This is a genomic window from Phytobacter sp. V91, from assembly GCF_965644225.1.
Taxonomy (GTDB): domain Bacteria; phylum Pseudomonadota; class Gammaproteobacteria; order Enterobacterales; family Enterobacteriaceae; genus CBFFRJ01.
The window spans coordinates 24,130-40,786 of sequence record NZ_CBFFRJ010000038.1 but is presented as its reverse complement, the minus strand read 5'-3'; the positions used below and the strand labels follow the sequence as shown (position 1 = coordinate 40,786).

Below are 16,657 nucleotides of genomic sequence, written 5' to 3'. Positions count from 1 at the left end.
TGCGGGCATCGTGAAAAATCTATGGCAAAGAAAGCCTTATGTTCTCATAACTGACGATTAAATCGCACCTTCCCTAGTAAGAACAAGCCTGCGCACTTAATTTTCAGAATTTCACCGGACATTTATTACATATCACTGACAACTATTAATTTCACACCTAAAATTCAACCAGAGAATAAGCATAAAAAAGGAATGGCGTGACGTGAAAATATAAAAAAGCCCCCGCACCAGAAGGTACGGGGGCCTGTAATATTATCCGGGCAGAAACTTATTTTTTAAATCTTTCCGGGAACACCATATCTTTGTAGCTTACAAAGTGGGTGCCTTTAGAGAACTTGTAGCCTAACCAGATAATCAGGAACAGCGGGATCCCAATATAGGTTGCCGCAACCGCGCCCCAGTCAATGGTATCGGCCAGGAAGGCCTCATAGTTCTGCCCAAGGGTGATAATCAGGCACAGGACGAAGGCGAAAATCGGCCCCAGCGGGAAGAAGCCTGAACGGTACGGTAGATTATTCAGATCGTGCCCCTGCAACACATAGCCGCGACGGAAACGATAATGACTAATAGCGATACCCAGCCAGGCGATAAAGCCGGTCATACCGGAAGTATTCAGCAGCCACAGGTATACGGTCTGGTTACCAAACATCGAGGTCAGGAAGCACAGACCGGCAATCACGGTCGTTGCATACAAGGCGTTACGCGGCACACCGCCTTTCGACAGCTTGCTAAAGATGCGCGGGGCTTTGCCATCGCATGCCAGGGTGTAAAGCATACGGGTGGAGGCGTACATCCCTGAGTTACCGGCAGAGAGTACGGCGGTCAGAATAACGGCGTTCATCACCGCCGCCGCAGACAGCAGACCCGCATGCTGGAACACCAGCGTGAACGGGCTGACGCTGATATCTTTAACGTCATTACGCAACAGGCTCGGATCGGTGTACGGGATGATCAGGCTGATAATCAGAATGGCGAACACATAGAACAGCAAAATACGCCAGAACACCTGACGCACCGCGCGCGGAATGTTCTTCTCAGGATCTTCAGACTCACCGGCCGCAATGCCAATCAACTCTGTGCCCTGGAAGGAGAAACCGACAATCATCGCCACGCCAATCATTGCGGACAGACCACCTGAGAAAGGCGCATCGCCAATGCTCCAGTTGCTCCAGCCTGCAGGCTGCGCACCTTTGAAGATACCGACGATCATCATAATGCCAACAGCGATAAAGATAATGACGGTGGCGACTTTGATCAGCGAGAACCAGTATTCCGCTTCGCCAAAGCCCTTAACGGAGATGTAGTTCAGCAGGAAAATAACGCACAGGAACAATGCGCTCCAGATCCAGCCTGGCGTGTCCGGGAACCACCAGGTCATCACCAGTTGCGCGGCCACCAGATCGACGGCGATAGTTACCGCCCAGTTGTACCAGTAGTTCCAGCCCAGCGCGAAGCCAAAACCTTCTTCAACATATTGCTGACCGTAGGTGGCAAAGGAGCCGGAAACCGGCATATAAGCCGCCAGTTCGCCGAGGCTTGTCATCAGGAAATAGACCATCAGACCAATAAGAATATAGGAGAGCAACGCGCCGCCAGGACCCGCTGCGGAAATGGTTGCCCCTGATGCAACAAACAGTCCTGTACCGATGGAGCCGCCAATGGCGATCATCGTCAGGTGACGCGCCTTGAGTTCACGGCGAAGCGTGGGCGCTTGTGTGGTTTTAGTTTCCGAAACCATAAGAAAATGCTATCCATCCAAAAAATGAGGCGAGATTGTAGCAAACGAAAAGGCTTCAATCTGGAACAAACGACCTCATATTAGACACCTTCATGATAGCGGATGGATTATAAGAAATGCACTGGAATAACTGTCTGGCGAGCGAGAGGGAAAAGTGCGCCATCGGGGGATTGATCCTCTCCCTGGCCCTCCCTCAGATAGAGGGAGGAGCGGGTAAATAACTAGTTCAGTCCCCTCACTGAGGCAATAAACTGCTGCAACTCCGGGGTACGCGGCTGGTTAAAGAAGGATTTACTCTCCCCCTGCTCCCATACTTTTCCCTGATGCATAAACACCACGCGGTCACCCACTTCACGGGCAAAGCTCATTTCGTGAGTCACCAGGATTAAGGTCATCCCTTCGGCGGCGAGTTGCTCCAGCACGCGCAGCACCTCTCCTACCAGCTCAGGATCCAGGGCAGAGGTTATCTCATCGCATAACAACACTTTCGGCTTCATCGCCAGCGCGCGGGCAATAGCAACGCGCTGTTGCTGACCGCCGGAGAGATTTGACGGGTAGTAGTCAATTCGCTCCCCCAGCCCCACTTTCTCCAGCATCTCAATGGCCAGCTTGCGGCACTCGTCAGCGGGTAATTTCAGCACCCGGCGCGGAGCCAGCATCACATTTTCCAGCGCCGTCATATGCGGGAACAAATTAAAGCTCTGAAAGACCATCCCCACCGAGCGACTGATTTCACGCGCCTGTGAATCCCGATCGGTCACCGTCATACCGCCGAGCTTAATGCTGCCATCCTGATAACCTTCCAGCCCGTTCATACAACGCAGCAACGTACTTTTACCGGATCCGCTGCGTCCAATAATGGAGACGACTTCACCCATTTCGATATCCAGGCTCACGCCCTTCAGAACATGGTTGTCGCCATAATATTTTTGCACGTCATTAATGGTGATGAGCGGCATGGAATTTCTTCTCCAGATAACGGCTGTAGCGCGACAGCGGGTAACACATCAGGAAATAGCCCAGCGCAACCAGGCCAAAGACTTTAAACGGAGCAAAGGTCACGTTGTTGAGCATGGTGCCCGCTTTCGTCAACTCGACAAAACCAATGATCGACGCCAGCGCCGTGCCCTTCACCACCTGCACGGAAAACCCGACCGTCGGAGCGATAGCGATCCGGATGGCCTGAGGGGCGACAACACGGAACAGCGTCTGGCCGAAACTTAAGCCCAGACAACGACAGGCTTCCCATTGCCCTTTCGGCAATGCCTTAATGCTGCCGTACCAGATATCGAGCAAAAATGCGCTGGTAAACAGCGTCAGAGCCAGAGTCGCCGCTGTCCATGGGCTGACATCAATTCCAAACAAGGCAATGCCGAAGAAGGCCAGAAACAGCTGCATCAGCAGCGGCGTACCCTGAAAGACAGCCGCATAGGCGCTAATCAGACGTTTCGGCCATTTCCAGCGGCTGATCCGCAACACCAGCAGAGGTAAGGTCACCAGCGTGCCGCAGAAGAAAGCAATCAGGGACAACAATAGCGTCCAGCGAGCTGCCAGCAGCAGGTTGCGCAAAATATCCCAGTCAGTAAATGTGCTCATCAGCCCTCGCTCCCCAACCATTTCCGCCCCACGGCCAGCAACACCTGACGCATCAGTAAAGAGAGCGCCAGATACATCAATGTGGTGACCAGATAGACTTCAAAACTCAAAAAAGTGCGCGACTGAATAAGGTTCGCCATAAACGTCAGCTCTTCATAGGAAACCTGCGACACCACTGACGATCCCAGCATCACGATGATGCACTGACTGACCAGCGCCGGATAAATCCGCTGCAAAGCGGGCGGTAAGATCACCCGCATAAAGGTCTGGAGCTTTGTCAGCCCCAGCACCCTTGCGGCTTCCCACTGCCCTTTTGGCGCAACCTGAATGCCCGCACGGATGATTTCCGTACTGTAGGCACCCAGGTTAATCAGCATGGCAATCAGCGCTGCCTGGCCCGCTGTCAGCTTCAGGCCCAGCCCCGGCAGACCAAAGACGATGAAAAAGAGCTGCACCACGAATGGCGTATTGCGGATAAGCTCCACATACCCACCCCAAAGGCGGCTGAAAATGGTGGGTTTGCTGCTACGTAACGCAGCACCCAGTATTCCCAGCGATACCCCGCCGATAGTCGCCACCGTGGTTAACATCAGCGTGGTCCAGAGTCCGGCCAGCAACTGCGGCCAGAACGGCCAGAGCGCGGCAAAATCAAGCGTTGTTGTCATGCCTGACCCTTATGCGCCCAGGTTTGCCGGCAGCGGCGCCTGCATCCATTTTTCCGAGAACGCGTTAAGAGTGCCGTCTTTAAGCGCCTGCTCAACCAGCTTGTCGACTTCGGCTTTCAACGCCGGTTCGTTTTTCTTCAGACCGATATAGCACGGTGAATCTTTGAGCATAAATTTGTTGACCGGCGCTTGTTTTGGGTTCTGGCGGGCGATAGCGGCAACCACCACGTTACCGGTGGCTAAATACTGCACCTGACCGGAGAGGTAAGCGGAAATAGTGGTGTTGTTATCTTCATAACGTTTCACTTCAGCGTCTTTCGGCGCAAGATCCGTCAGCACCATATCTTCAACGGCGCCACGGGTTACACCGACAGATTTTCCGCTCAGGGCCGCAGCATCACCCAGCGCGGTATCTTTCGGACCAAACACGCCAAGGAAGAACGGCGCATAGGCGCGGCTAAAATCGATCACTTTTTCGCGCTCGGCATTTTTACCGAGGCTGGAAATAACCAGATCCACTTTATTCGTTTGCAAGTAAGGCACACGGTTGGCGCTGGTCACCGGCACCAGTTCAACTTTCACTTTCAGGCCTTTTGCCAGGTACTCGGCCATATCAATGTCATACCCCTGCGGTTTCAGGTCGGTGGCGACTGAACCAAACGGCGGGAAATCCTGCGGTACTGCCACACGCAATACCCCGCGTTTCTGAATATCCTGCAATTGATCGGCCATCACCTGACCTGCGCAAGAGAACATTAATGCTGCGCCCGCTGCTGCCATCATCCACTTTTTCATCGTCATCACCTTATCGCATCATGAAACAAAAGATTCTTTGAATCATATTCTGCAACTAATGTGCCAACGCGAGGGATTCTGCGTAGTGCCTGTCATACGTGGGTTAAGAGAGGAAAATCCTTCGAGGTGGGCTCGCGCCTGCACGCCATTCTGGTGCAAGCGCGTCGTTTTGGTGCACTTACATGTCGCAGTAACGCAAAAAACGATTTAACGCACTGGAAAGGTGCTTTTGCCGGTGATGAATACGCCAGAGGGTACGCACCAGACGGGGCAATGGAATGGGGACCTCAATCAGCGACCCGACATCAAGCTGCTCGGCAATCACCCGCCGTGATAAGCAACTGATGCCCAGCCCATGGCGCACCGCGTGTTTAATGGCCTCAGAGTTACCCAGCTCCATGCCAAGATGAAACTCGGGTAAATGCGAGAGCAGCAGATAGTCGACTATTTCACGGGTACCTGACCCACGCTCGCGCAGGATCCAGGGAGCCGCCGCCAGTCGGGTCAGGGTGACTTCGCCCTGTAACAGCGGCGAACCCGGTGCGGCAAAGACCACCAGCTCATCCTCCAGCCAGGGTTCAGCAATAATTTCAGCGGTATGGCACGGGCCTTCAATCAGCCCGATATCGACACGAAAATCCGCCACTGCATTGATAACATCCTGGCTGTTACCCACGCTCATATCGAGGGGGAGATCCGGTAAATCCCGGCGATAGCGGGCAATCACTTCAGGCAAAATATAATTACCGATGGTGCTGCTGGCATATACCCGGATAGCGCCATTGTCCTCACGGAACAACTGCTCGATTTCAATCGCCTGTTCCAGTAACGCCAGCGCACGTGGATAGAGCAAGCGGCCATGCTCGTTCACCACCAGCCGTTTACCAACGCGATCGAAAAGCTGCACGCCAAGCTGGCCTTCAAGATCGGTCAGCGCCGCACTGACCGCCGACTGCGACAGGGCCAGCATCTGCGATGCCTGGGTCGTTGAGCCGCTTTTCAGAACCTCGGCAAAAACTTCAAGCTGCCGGAGTGTGATATGCATAACCTGCCTTCCTGAGGTAAGTTCCCTTACCACTTATAAAGATTGATTATAAATATATAATCAATTTTACCTTTAAGCTATCCCGCCGTAACCTTTTTATCCAGAGAGAGGAGAAGGTTATGAGCGATATCACACAACATCTGAATTTACGGCGTATTCAGGCCGGACTTCTGCTGCCAGGCCTGGCACTGGCTACGCTTACCGCCGGGGCGGCATTGTGGGCAGGCAACATTCCAGTACTGGCAAATGTTGGCCTGAGCGCCTTAACGTTGGCGATTTTGTTTGGCATCCTGGTGGGTAACGCCCTTTATCCACGTATCAGCGGTTCCTGCGATGAGGGTGTCCGTTTTGCAAAACACCACCTGCTGCGTTTGGGCATTATTCTTTATGGCTTTCGTCTGACGTTTTCGCAAATTGCTGACGTCGGCGTCAGCGGTATCATTATCGATATGCTGACGCTGACCAGCACCTTTCTGCTGGCAGGCTGGCTGGGGCAAAAAGTGTTTGGACTGGATCGGGAAACCAGCTGGCTGATTGGCGCCGGGAGCAGCATTTGCGGTGCGGCAGCCATACTGGCTACCGAGCCGGTGGTGAAAGCTGAGTCATCCAAAGTGGCCGTTGCCGTCGCCACCGTGGTGATTTTCGGTACCCTGGCCATCTTTTTATACCCGGCTATGTATCCATTAATGGGTCATCTGTTCAGCCCGGAAACCTGGGGCATCTATATGGGGTCGACCATACATGAAGTCGCCCAGGTCGTCGCCGCCGGTCATGCCGTCAGCCCGGAAGCGGAAAATGCCGCGGTGATCGCCAAAATGCTGCGCGTCATGATGCTGGCGCCCTTCCTGATTATTCTGGCGATGAGGGTTAAATCACTGGCCCCTGCAGGTACGGCGAATAAGAGCAAAATCACGATCCCCTGGTTCGCGCTGATCTTTATTATGGTGGCCTTTTTTAACTCGTTTCATCTGTTGCCGCAGACGCTGGTTAACGCGCTGGTGACCCTCGATACGGTTTTACTCGCCATAGCCATGGCGGCGCTGGGGCTAACCACCCACATCAGCGCGCTAAAACAGGCAGGATCTAAACCTCTGCTGATGGCGCTGGTACTCTTTATCTGGTTAATTCTGGGCGGCGGTGCAATAAACCTGCTGGCGCACCACCTGATAGCATAAACCCGTACATCACTTTCCTGTTTACCCGCTATGATAAAGCATTGCTTCCCCTCTGACGGGCTAACAGGAGTCTTTTATGAAATACGTTGGAGCGCACGTCAGCGCTGCTGGCGGCCTCGCGAATGCCGCAATTCGCGCCGCAGAAATCGGCGCCAGCGCCTTTGCTCTGTTCACAAAAAATCAGCGTCAGTGGCGGGCTGCCCCGCTCACCACTGAGGTGATTGATGATTTCAAAGCCGCCTGTGAAAAACACCATTACCAGCCGGGCCAGATCCTGCCTCATGACAGCTATCTGATTAACCTGGGCCACCCGGTTGCAGAGGCGCTGGAAAAATCCCGTGATGCATTTCTGGATGAAATGCAGCGCTGCGAACAACTGGGGCTGACGTTGCTGAACTTCCACCCCGGCAGCCATCTGCTGCAAATCAGCGAAGAGGATTGCCTGGCGCGGATTGCCGAATCCCTCAACATTGTACTGGCGCAAACCAAAGGCGTGACGGCAGTGATTGAGAACACTGCCGGACAGGGCAGCAACCTCGGTTTTCGCTTCGAACATCTGGCGGCGATTATTGATGGCGTGGAAGATAAATCCCGCGTAGGTGTGTGCATTGATACCTGCCATGCCTTCGCTGCCGGATACGATTTGCGCAGTGCACAAGCCACCGCTGACGTCTTTGCGGAGTTTGACCGTATCGTTGGCTTTAACTATCTGCGTGGCATGCACCTTAACGATGCCAAAAGCCAGTTTGCCAGCCGCGTTGACCGCCACCACAGCCTCGGTGAAGGTAATATCGGGCATGACGCATTTCGCTGGATAATGCAGGACGCACGTTTCGATGGTATCCCGCTGATCCTGGAAACCATTAACCCGGATATCTGGGCAGAAGAAATTGCCTGGCTGAAAGCGCAGCAACAGCAGGAGGCTGCCGCCTGAATGAATGACAGGGAAAAGCAGATACTCGATATTCTGCGCTGTAACCCGCTGATTCAGCAAAACGAAATTGGCGAGATGTTACACATTAGCCGTTCCCGCGTTGCCAGCCACATTATGGATTTGATGCGCAAAGGGTTGATTAAAGGCAAAGGCTACATCCTGACTGAACAGGATTATTGCGTGGTCTTCGGCGCCATCGCTATGGATATCCGCGGCATCGCGGATATCCATGACCCGCAATCTGTTGCCGCCTCCGGGCGAATCCATTGCTCGGCGGGGGGCGTGGGCCGAAATGTGGCCCACAACCTGGCGCTACTCGGGCGCGATGTACATCTGATTTCAGCCGTCGGCGATGACCTCTATGGTGAAACGCTGCTGGAGCAGACTCGCCTTGTCGGGGTGAACGTCCAGAACTGCCTGATCCTGCGTGGGCAAAATACCGCCACGTCGCTGTCAGTCACAAATTCGCAGGACGAACCTGTTCTGGCGATTAACGACAACCCTATTTTCCAGCAGCTCACGCCCCAGCGGCTGACCCGCTCACGCGATTTGCTGTCGCATGCAGGTGTCATGATGGTCGACTGTAATCTGGCGGAAGATGCGCTGGAGTGGATAGTCACCATCGCGGGCCATATTCCGCTGTTTGTGGATACGGTCTCCGGGTGTAAAGCGGACAAAATTCGCCCCTGGCTAGCGCGCATTCATACGCTGAAGCTCTCACTCGATACCCTGCAAATCCTGTCAGGGCAGATGATTCGCCGGGAAGCCGATAAATTCGCGGCGGTGAAGTCGCTCCATGAACAGGGTGTACAGCGTATTTTTGTCTGTCTGGATGACGACTCTGTATTTTGCAGCAGGCAGGATGGCGAGCAGCATTTGCTGACCTCGGCGGATCATCTGACGCGCGATCGCGTCGGCGCGGACGATGCCTTGATGGCCGGGCTGATCTATCGCTTTATGCAGGGTGGCGATTTTATGGAGTGCGCCCATTTTGCCATGGCCTGTGCGGCGATTTCTCGCGCCAGCGCCAGCGTTAATAATCCGGAGCTGTCCGCAGAGAGTGCCTTCAATTTAATGGGTGTGGAACCAGCGCTAGGGGTGTAAACATGCGGCCAGAAAAGCCGCTGGCAATGATGCTGATACTAAAAAAATACGCCGGGTTGTGTTGCAACAAACAAAAAGGGCCGGTTTCCCGGCCCTTTGGCATTCAGAGTGTGAGTTATGCCACTTTAGCGACGGCTTCGGTTTCCGGACGTTTCAGGAACGCGTAAACCAGACCAGCCAGCAGGGTACCTGCAATAATAGCAAAGAGGTAACCAAGAACCGGGGTGATTGCGCCCGGGATCAGCAGCACGAACAGGCCACCGTGCGGCGCCATCAGTTTAGCGCCAATCGCCATGGAGATTGCACCGGTTACGGCGCCGCCAGCGATACAGCACGGCAGCACACGCATCGGGTCACGAGCAGCGAACGGGATAGCCCCTTCAGAGATAAAGCACAGACCCAGAACCAGCGCCGCTTTCCCCCCTTCCTGCTGACCTTTGTCGAATTTCTTACGAGCAACAATGGTCGCCAGACCCATCGCCAGCGGTGGCACCATACCTGCTGCCATAATGGCCGCCATAGGTGCGTAAGTCTGGGTACTGAGCAGGCCAACACCGAAAGCGTATGCCGCTTTGTTCACCGGGCCACCCATATCGGTACACATCATGCCGCCGAGGATTGCGCCCAACAGGACAGCGTTCGCAGTGCCCATGGTTTGCAGCCAGGCAGTCAGGCCCGCAAGGATTTTCGCAACCGGGGTACCAATCAGGTAGATCATGGCAAGGCCGACGATCAGACTGGAAACCAGCGGAATGATCAGAATCGGTTTCAGCGCTTCCATGCTTGGCGGCAGCTTAAGACCTTTGCTGATGCCTTTTGCCAGGTAGCCTGCCAGGAAACCGGCGATAATACCGCCGATAAAGCCGGAACCGGTGCTGACAGCCAGCATACCGCCGATAAGGCCCGGCGTCAGACCAGGACGGTCAGCGATGGAGAAAGCAATAAAGCCCGCCAGCACTGGCACCATCAGCGCAAAGGCGGAACCGCCGCCGATTTTCATCAACGCAGCCGGCAGCGTGCCGTCCACTTTGAACGCTTCGATACCAAAGGCGAAGGACAGCGCGATCAACAGACCACCTGCAACCACCATCGGCAGCATGTAGGAGACACCCGTCAGCAGGTGACGATACGCGCCTGCACTCTCTTTTTTGCCTTCGCTACCCGCAGCCGGAGTACTGCTGCCCGGCTGGAAGGTTTTCGCTTCAGCCTGAGCCTTATCCAGCTCCTGAGCCGTTTTCTTCAGCGCCAGACCGGTCGTGGTACGGTACATAGGTTTACCGGCGAATTTCGCCAGGTCGACTTCGATATCCGCCGCCACAATCACCAGATCGGCCTGAGCCACTTCTTCCGGGGTGATGGCATTGCCAGCGCCCACGGAACCTCGGGTTTCTACTTTGACCCACCAGCCGCGTTTTTTCGCTTCGGTTTCAATGGCTTCTGCCGCCATAAAGGTGTGAGCCACGCCCGTCGGACAGGCGGTCACCGCAACAATGCGTTTCGGGCCATTGTTCGCCACCGCAGGCGCTGCCGCCGGTGCGGTGTAGAGAGAAGCGTGGTTCTTTGCTTCGCTCAAAAACAGCTCCGGGTGTGCAACCGCACGGTTGATATCGCCCAACCAGACTTTTTTACCGCCCAGCGCGCTGTCAGCAGGCACACGTGAACCAAGCACAATCGCCAGTTCCGCTTCATCCGGGTTGTCGACAAACTGCAAATTCGCTTTTTGTGCAGCCGAGCTTAACAGGCTTTTGGCCATGTACGCACGGGCCTGACCGAGTTCAGAATCAATTATCAGCAGCGTTTTCATTATGCTCTCCTGCTGTTAGTTAAAGGGTTTTAAGTCAACACGCGCCATCATCGCGGCTAACTGGGTACGATCGGTAATGCCAACATTGCTCTGACTGACCGCCAGTGCTGCAACAGCAGTTGCCAGGCGCAATGTATGTTCACTGGACTCTCGCATCAACAGACCATAGATCAGACCGCCAACCATCGAATCCCCTGCGCCAACGGTGCTTACCACTTCCATTGACGGCGGTTTGGCGATCCATTCGCCAGAAGCGTTAACCCACAACGCCCCTTCCGCGCCCAGTGAAATAACCACATGGGCAATGCCTTGTTCACGAAGGGCATGCGCCGCTTCGATAACATCCTGCAAATCCGGTAACTTACGACCCGCCCAGATTTCGAGTTCACGGCGGTTCGGTTTCACCAGCCACGGCGCGGCTTTGAGGCCTGCGACCAGCGCGTCACGGCTGCTGTCAAAAATAATGCATGGACACTGGCTACGCAGACGGGTCATCCAGTCGGTGAAGGCTTCCGGGCTGACACCTGACGGCAGACTGCCGCTGACGCACACCATGTCGAACTGACCCAGCCAGCTCAGGGAGTCGGCAACAAAGCGCTCCCAGTCAGCCGGAGTCACTTCAAAACCTGAGAAGTTAAAATCGGTTACTTCGCTGTCTTTTTCAGTCAGCTTGACGTTAATACGGGTACGGCCCTGCACAACCTGGAAGCGGTTAGCAATGCCCAGCTCGCTGAACAGCTGCTGAAAACCATCCTGGTTGTCTTTGCCGAGGAAACCGCCAACGGTGACATCAATACCCAGATCTTTCAGCACTTTGGCAACGTTGATGCCTTTACCTGCGGCATGCAGGCCGGTGGTACGAACCAGGTTCACTTCACCGCGTTCGATTTCCGGGGTGTAACCCACCAGATCATAGGCCGGGTTCAGGGTAATTGTAGCGACGCGTCTGCTCATTATGCGCCCTCCCCAAGACCGGCGGCGATGGCATCACCAATCGCTTTCAGCGCAAGTTCAGCATCTTCACCCTGTGCGGTGAAGCGCAGGCGATGGCCTTTTTTCACGCCCAGCGCGACCACTTTCATCAGGCTGCGGCCGTTTGCCGGTTTACCGGAGCCATCGAGGTTGGTCACCGTCACTTCGCTGTTGAACTGCTTAATGGTGTTGACCAGCATGGTACCCGGACGGGCATGCAGGCCGTGTTCATTACGCACCACAAATTCAGCCGTCAGCAGGTCTTCGGCAATGGCGTCATCGCTGGTCAGCAGCGCCAGCAAAGTCGCGGCATCGGCGTTGTGCAGACGGTCAGCTTTTTTCGCCAACAGCAGATCGCTCAGGCGTTTAAGTACCGCGATCGGCTGCGAGTCAGTCATCGCAACGCTTACCAGCAGAGCCACGGATTCACCGTTAGCGTCGAACGGCGTTGCCGCGCGGCTGACGGCAATAGCGCTCAGCAGGTTGCCCTGCGCGCTGTCATTCAGCCACACGCCCTGACCCAGGTTCAGCGGTTGTTCGTTAATTGCGCGAGCAACATACACCGCATCAACCGCACCGGCTTCTTTCAGACGTGCAGCATTGAGCGCCTGCAAGGTCACCAGGTCGGTTGCCACAACGTCAAGGCTGAGGGTGTCATTATCCAGCTTCAGGGAAGCGCTTTGTTTTTCGCCCATCAGCAGTGCGCGCAGCTCTTCAGCTGTGGTGGCTGACTGCAACTGGGCGGCAACGGAATCATCACTCAGGACATGAGTCAGCTGACGCAACAGACCCAGATGTTCATCAGAGCTGGCGGCAATACCGATCGCCACATAAGCGACCTGACCTTCGCCCCACAGGATCCCCTGCGGGAACTGGAACACCTTCACGCCGGTTTTCAGCACTTGATCACGGGTGTCGGTGGTGCCGTGAGGAATGGCAATGCCATTGCCAAGGAAAGTGGATGTTTGCTGCTCACGCGCGAGCATGCCATCAACATAGCCGCCGGCAACGTTGCCTGCTTCTGTCAGCGCGGCCGCGATCTGGCGAATCGCCTCTTCTTTGGTCCCGGCCTGCTGGCCCGGATGGATGTCCTGAACGGATAACTCATACATGTGGGTGTCTCCTGCTGAACTGAATCGTTTCAGCTAACCTGGGAAATAATGCGCCATCCTGAGATGCAATGAAAGCAAGATGACGCTGAAACGTTTCGTGAAGTCTTGACCTAATTGCTTCAGCAATCAAGAAAAGTCTCATAATTGATGACAAAACTAAGATCTACAGCACATTTTATCCCCTGACGGAAATTTTTTGCTGAACAAAGCTGACCATTTCTGGCCATGCCCTTCAGCAACCGTCAGCTTTATGCTGAAACTGAAATTATGTTTTGGAATAGTGCAGTAAAACGGCAGTGAGCGAAAAAGGAAAGATACGCGAAAATGTCTCTCAGGGCGCGGTTGCCGCCTCAAGAGTAATAAGGAAGGTCATGGCTTCATCGCGGTGGCTGAAGCACATCTCAGGGCTGGGCTGTAAACCTGCACACACCTTCGGGCGCAGTGGAGAGGTGAAAATCTTACATTTAAAATCATCCGCCAGCTGAACACAGCGGGTATTAGCAGGCTTGCCGTGCGGCATCCCGGGAATAGGACTTGATATTGAAGGGGCGATACAGCAAGCCCCGCAATCCGGGCGACATTCCATAACAACAACTCTCAGGCAGACTGGCGCACAAGCTATCATCTTTTACCTGACAAACGCAAAACGCAGCGATTCCGCTTGCCTGAGAGAGCCCTCACGAGTAATTTGTCGCGATATTTTCTCTATTTTAAATTCACAGGATTTAGTCGATGCCAAGAGCGAACGAAATCAAAAAAGGTATGGTGCTGAATTACAACGGCAAACTGCTGATTGTAAAAGATATTGATATTCAGTCACCGAGCGCCCGCGGCGCAGCGACGCTGTACAAAATGCGTTTTGCCGACGTCCGTAGCGGGCTGAAAGTGGAAGAGCGTTTTAAAGGCGATGATATCGTTGATACCGTGACCCTGACCCGTCGTTATGTGGACTTCTCCTACATCGACGGTAACGAATACGTGTTTATGGATAAAGAAGATTACACGCCGTATACCTTCACCAAAGATCAGATTGAAGAAGAGCTGCTGTTTATTCCGGAAGGCGGCATGCCGGACATGCAGGTTCTGACCTGGGACGGGCAGTTGCTGGCCCTGGAGCTACCGCAGACGGTCGATCTGGAAATTGTTGATACCGCACCGGGCATCAAAGGCGCATCAGCCAGCGCGCGCAACAAACCGGCGACCCTGACCACCGGTCTGGTCGTACAGGTGCCGGAATATCTTTCTGCCGGTGAAAAAATTCGCATTCATATCGAAGAAAAACGCTATATGGGTCGTGCTGACTAAACAGCACTCGCCATCCTGACAGTAAGGATCGGTTAGCCGATCCTTACTTTGCCCCGCCTGTTTTCTGCAATCATAATGCTCTGACCAATACCTCACATCCCCATGCGGCCATCACAAGGCTTTCTCCCGCTGCCTTGCCGGAAATCGCATCAAACCAGCCTGCTGGCAGAGTAATCCGTTGCTGCTGGTCGGTATAGTTCTGCACAAACACCCACTCTGATTCACCGTCGGTACGACGGGTGGCAACCACGCCGGTCGGAAGCTGCGCCTCCAGCGCGCGTGAGAGTTTTAATTCTTCAGTCAGCATACGGGTAAATGCCTGATGGAAGGCATCATCATTACGTGATGCTACATAAAATGCTTTACCTTTTCCGACGCTGTTCTCGGTCAGCGCCGGAGAGCCGGCATAAAAATCCCGGGTATAGCGCGCCAGCACTTTGGCCCCTTGCGGATGGATAACTTCACATAATTCGCGCGCGCGCCACTGTCCTTTAAGGCCACTATCCGCCAGGGCCTCAACGTCATTACTTTGCTGGTCATTGAGGCAATCGATCTCCTCCGCCCAGACGCCGAGCAGCGGGCGTAAAGGTCCGGGAAAACCACCGAGGTGACAAAGATCGGTCTCATTCACAATGCCTGACCAGTAGGTGGTAACAAAATAACCACCGGCACGCACAAAAGCTTCGGCCCGTTGGGCGAAACCATCGCGCACCATATAGAGCATTGGCGCAATGACCAGCTCATAGGCGGAAAAGTCGCAATCGGCATTGATAATATCAACCGCAATGCCCTGCTCCCAGAATGGGCGATAATGATCGATTACCGTTTGCTCGTAATGGACGCCGCAGTTGCGTGGGCCAGCCGCATCGTTCACTGCCCAGCGATTCTCCCAGTCAAAAATAATCGCCACTTTCGCCTGCGTTTTTGTCCCCACCACCCCGCCAAGCGCGGCCAGCATTGTTCCAAGTCTGGTGACTTCACGCCCGGTACGGGTATCAAGGTGCCCGACATGATCGACGACCGCACCGTGGAATTTCTCAACTGCGCCACGGCTTTTACGCCACTGAAAATATTGCACCGCATCAGCTCCGTGGGCGACAGCCTGGAGTGAAGAGAGAATATGCATGCCTGATTTTTTGAGCTTACTGGTAGGCTGCCAGCTGGTCTGGCTCGGCGTCGATTCCATCAGCACAAAGGGCTTGCCTTTGAGTGTACGCATCAGGTCATGATACATCGCCGTCTTACAGGCGACCGCGCGTTCATCGTCCTGCTTATGCCACATGGGATAGCTGTCCCAACTGACAAAATCGACCACATCTTTTAGCTGCCAGTAATCATAATCATTGAAATACCACATGAAATTGGTCGTAGCGGGCAGTTCAGGGCGCTCAGCTTTCAGCGGCGCGATTTCGGTTAAGTAAAATGCTTTAACCTGCGAAGTCACAAAACGTCGCCAGTCCAGATTGAGCCCATGATTTGACATTTCCCCGTGTGGTGCGGGGGATTCAATCTGCGTCCATGCGCTGTAAGTATGGCTCCAGAAACTGGTCCACCAGGCCTGATTCATCGCATCCAGCGTTTTATAACGGGCCTGCAACCAGTCGCGAAACTGCTGCTGACAGCGATCGCAGTGGCATTCGCCGCCGTATTCATTATTGACATGCCAGCCCAGCACGGCTGGATGATATGCGTAACGCTGCGCCAGCTTCTGATTAATCAGCGTGACTTTTTCTTTGTAGACCGGGGAAGAGAGACAGTGGTTGTGGCGCCCGCCATGCAGCGCTTTTACCCTTTCTGCGCTAACGCGCAAGGTTTCCGGATATCGTTCGGCCAGCCATGCAGGTTTCGCTCCGCCTGGGGTCGCCAGGAAAACCGAAATTCCACCCTCATAGAGCTTGTCCAGCACCTTATCCATCCATTCGAAGCTGAAGTGTCCCTCGCTCGGCTCCAGCGCTGACCAGCTAAATATCCCCACCGACATAATGTTACAGCCTGCCTGCTGCATCATGGCGATATCCTGCTCCAGTATCCCCGGAACCTGTATCCACTGTTCCGGGCTGTAGTCTGCACCATGCAGGATCCAGGGGGCTCGTGGATTTAGCGGTAGATATTTATCCATTTTAATTCCCTTATGTCACAAAAAGACACGAAATGTAATTCGTTCACAATTTAGTTTTTTAAGGTTTTTAATGCAAAATACTCAACAAAAAACCATTGAAAATGTGATCGTTCACAAATTTTTGTCACATTATCAGAAAATAACCTGCTAACAAAAAGCTGGGCTCAGCCGAAAACCTACCTTAACCCCCGAAAGATGGGAAATCAGAGACAGGCAGGCAACACACAAATACTGTGCAGAAGGCTATAATCCGACATGCAAATCGATCAAAATCAGACAATAAAGTAATACGC

The 16,657-nt window shown here is 54.1% G+C and carries 15 protein-coding genes; 4 read left to right on the top strand and 11 right to left on the bottom strand.

Annotated elements, in window-relative coordinates; all coding sequences use genetic code 11:
* Positions 1-268: 268 nt before the first annotated feature.
* From ACSZO4_RS10075 to yieE, 6 genes are all read right to left on the bottom strand, one after another.
* Positions 269-1,738: an amino acid permease gene (locus ACSZO4_RS10075; RefSeq protein ID WP_437888790.1), complete on the bottom strand. Its 1,470-nt coding sequence runs from the start codon at positions 1,736-1,738 to the stop codon at positions 269-271.
* Positions 1,739-1,959: 221 nt separating this feature from the next.
* Positions 1,960-2,697, bottom strand: coding sequence for an amino acid ABC transporter ATP-binding protein (locus ACSZO4_RS10070; RefSeq protein ID WP_437888789.1), 738 nt, complete (start codon positions 2,695-2,697; stop codon positions 1,960-1,962).
* Positions 2,678-3,334, bottom strand: a complete 657-nt coding sequence (locus tag ACSZO4_RS10065; protein ID WP_437888788.1) for an amino acid ABC transporter permease — start codon at positions 3,332-3,334, stop codon at positions 2,678-2,680. Before ACSZO4_RS10065 ends, ACSZO4_RS10070 begins: the two co-directional genes overlap by 20 nt.
* Positions 3,334-3,999 (bottom strand): amino acid ABC transporter permease, encoded by a 666-nt coding sequence (locus ACSZO4_RS10060; RefSeq protein ID WP_437888787.1) that lies wholly within the window; start codon positions 3,997-3,999, stop codon positions 3,334-3,336. The genes ACSZO4_RS10065 and ACSZO4_RS10060 overlap by 1 nt, the downstream gene beginning before the upstream one ends.
* Positions 4,000-4,008: 9 nt before the next feature.
* A complete protein-coding gene (locus ACSZO4_RS10055) occupies positions 4,009-4,794 on the bottom strand; it encodes a transporter substrate-binding domain-containing protein (RefSeq protein ID WP_437888786.1) in 786 nt (261 codons plus the stop codon).
* A gap of 178 nt (positions 4,795-4,972) precedes the next feature.
* Positions 4,973-5,839 (bottom strand): DNA-binding transcriptional regulator YeiE, encoded by an 867-nt coding sequence (gene yieE / locus ACSZO4_RS10050; protein ID WP_437888785.1) that lies wholly within the window; start codon positions 5,837-5,839, stop codon positions 4,973-4,975.
* Between the two features lie 119 nt (positions 5,840-5,958).
* On the opposite strand from yieE, the gene ACSZO4_RS10045 reads away from it, so the two are divergent.
* The 3 genes from ACSZO4_RS10045 (at position 5,959) to ACSZO4_RS10035 (ending at position 9,052) form a co-directional block, all read left to right on the top strand.
* Complete coding sequence (locus ACSZO4_RS10045; protein ID WP_437888784.1) at positions 5,959-7,014, top strand: YeiH family putative sulfate export transporter; 1,056 nt, start codon at positions 5,959-5,961, stop codon at positions 7,012-7,014.
* A gap of 76 nt (positions 7,015-7,090) precedes the next feature.
* Positions 7,091-7,948 carry a deoxyribonuclease IV gene (gene nfo, locus ACSZO4_RS10040; protein WP_437888783.1) on the top strand — a complete coding sequence of 286 codons (858 nt, stop codon included), beginning with the start codon at positions 7,091-7,093 and terminating at the stop codon, positions 7,946-7,948.
* The gene (locus tag ACSZO4_RS10035; protein WP_437888782.1) at positions 7,949-9,052 is read left to right on the top strand and encodes a sugar kinase; all 1,104 of its coding nucleotides are present in this window, start codon (positions 7,949-7,951) and stop codon (positions 9,050-9,052) included.
* A gap of 115 nt (positions 9,053-9,167) precedes the next feature.
* On the opposite strand, the gene fruA is transcribed toward ACSZO4_RS10035, so the two are convergent.
* The 4 genes from fruA to ACSZO4_RS10015 all read right to left on the bottom strand — a co-directional run bounded on the left by fruA (position 9,168) and on the right by ACSZO4_RS10015 (position 13,526).
* Positions 9,168-10,856 carry a PTS fructose transporter subunit IIBC gene (gene fruA, locus ACSZO4_RS10030; RefSeq protein WP_437888781.1) on the bottom strand — a complete coding sequence of 563 codons (1,689 nt, stop codon included), beginning with the start codon at positions 10,854-10,856 and terminating at the stop codon, positions 9,168-9,170.
* A 15-nt stretch (positions 10,857-10,871) separates the two neighbouring features.
* A complete protein-coding gene (gene fruK, locus ACSZO4_RS10025; RefSeq protein ID WP_437888780.1) occupies positions 10,872-11,810 on the bottom strand; it encodes a 1-phosphofructokinase in 939 nt (312 codons plus the stop codon).
* The gene (fruB, locus tag ACSZO4_RS10020) at positions 11,810-12,940 is read right to left on the bottom strand and encodes a fused PTS fructose transporter subunit IIA/HPr protein (protein WP_437888779.1); all 1,131 of its coding nucleotides are present in this window, start codon (positions 12,938-12,940) and stop codon (positions 11,810-11,812) included. The genes fruK and fruB overlap by 1 nt, the downstream gene beginning before the upstream one ends.
* A gap of 331 nt (positions 12,941-13,271) precedes the next feature.
* Entirely contained in the window at positions 13,272-13,526 is a 255-nt protein-coding gene (locus ACSZO4_RS10015) for a YkgJ family cysteine cluster protein (protein ID WP_437888778.1), read from the bottom strand.
* Positions 13,527-13,672: 146 nt separating this feature from the next.
* Between ACSZO4_RS10015 and yeiP the strand changes: the two genes are divergently transcribed.
* The gene (gene yeiP, locus ACSZO4_RS10010; RefSeq protein WP_437888777.1) at positions 13,673-14,245 is read left to right on the top strand and encodes an elongation factor P-like protein YeiP; all 573 of its coding nucleotides are present in this window, start codon (positions 13,673-13,675) and stop codon (positions 14,243-14,245) included.
* Between the two features lie 70 nt (positions 14,246-14,315).
* Here the strand turns inward: yeiP and ACSZO4_RS10005 are convergent, their stop codons facing one another.
* A complete protein-coding gene (locus tag ACSZO4_RS10005) occupies positions 14,316-16,364 on the bottom strand; it encodes a beta-galactosidase (protein ID WP_437888776.1) in 2,049 nt (682 codons plus the stop codon).
* Positions 16,365-16,657: the final 293 nt, after the last annotated feature.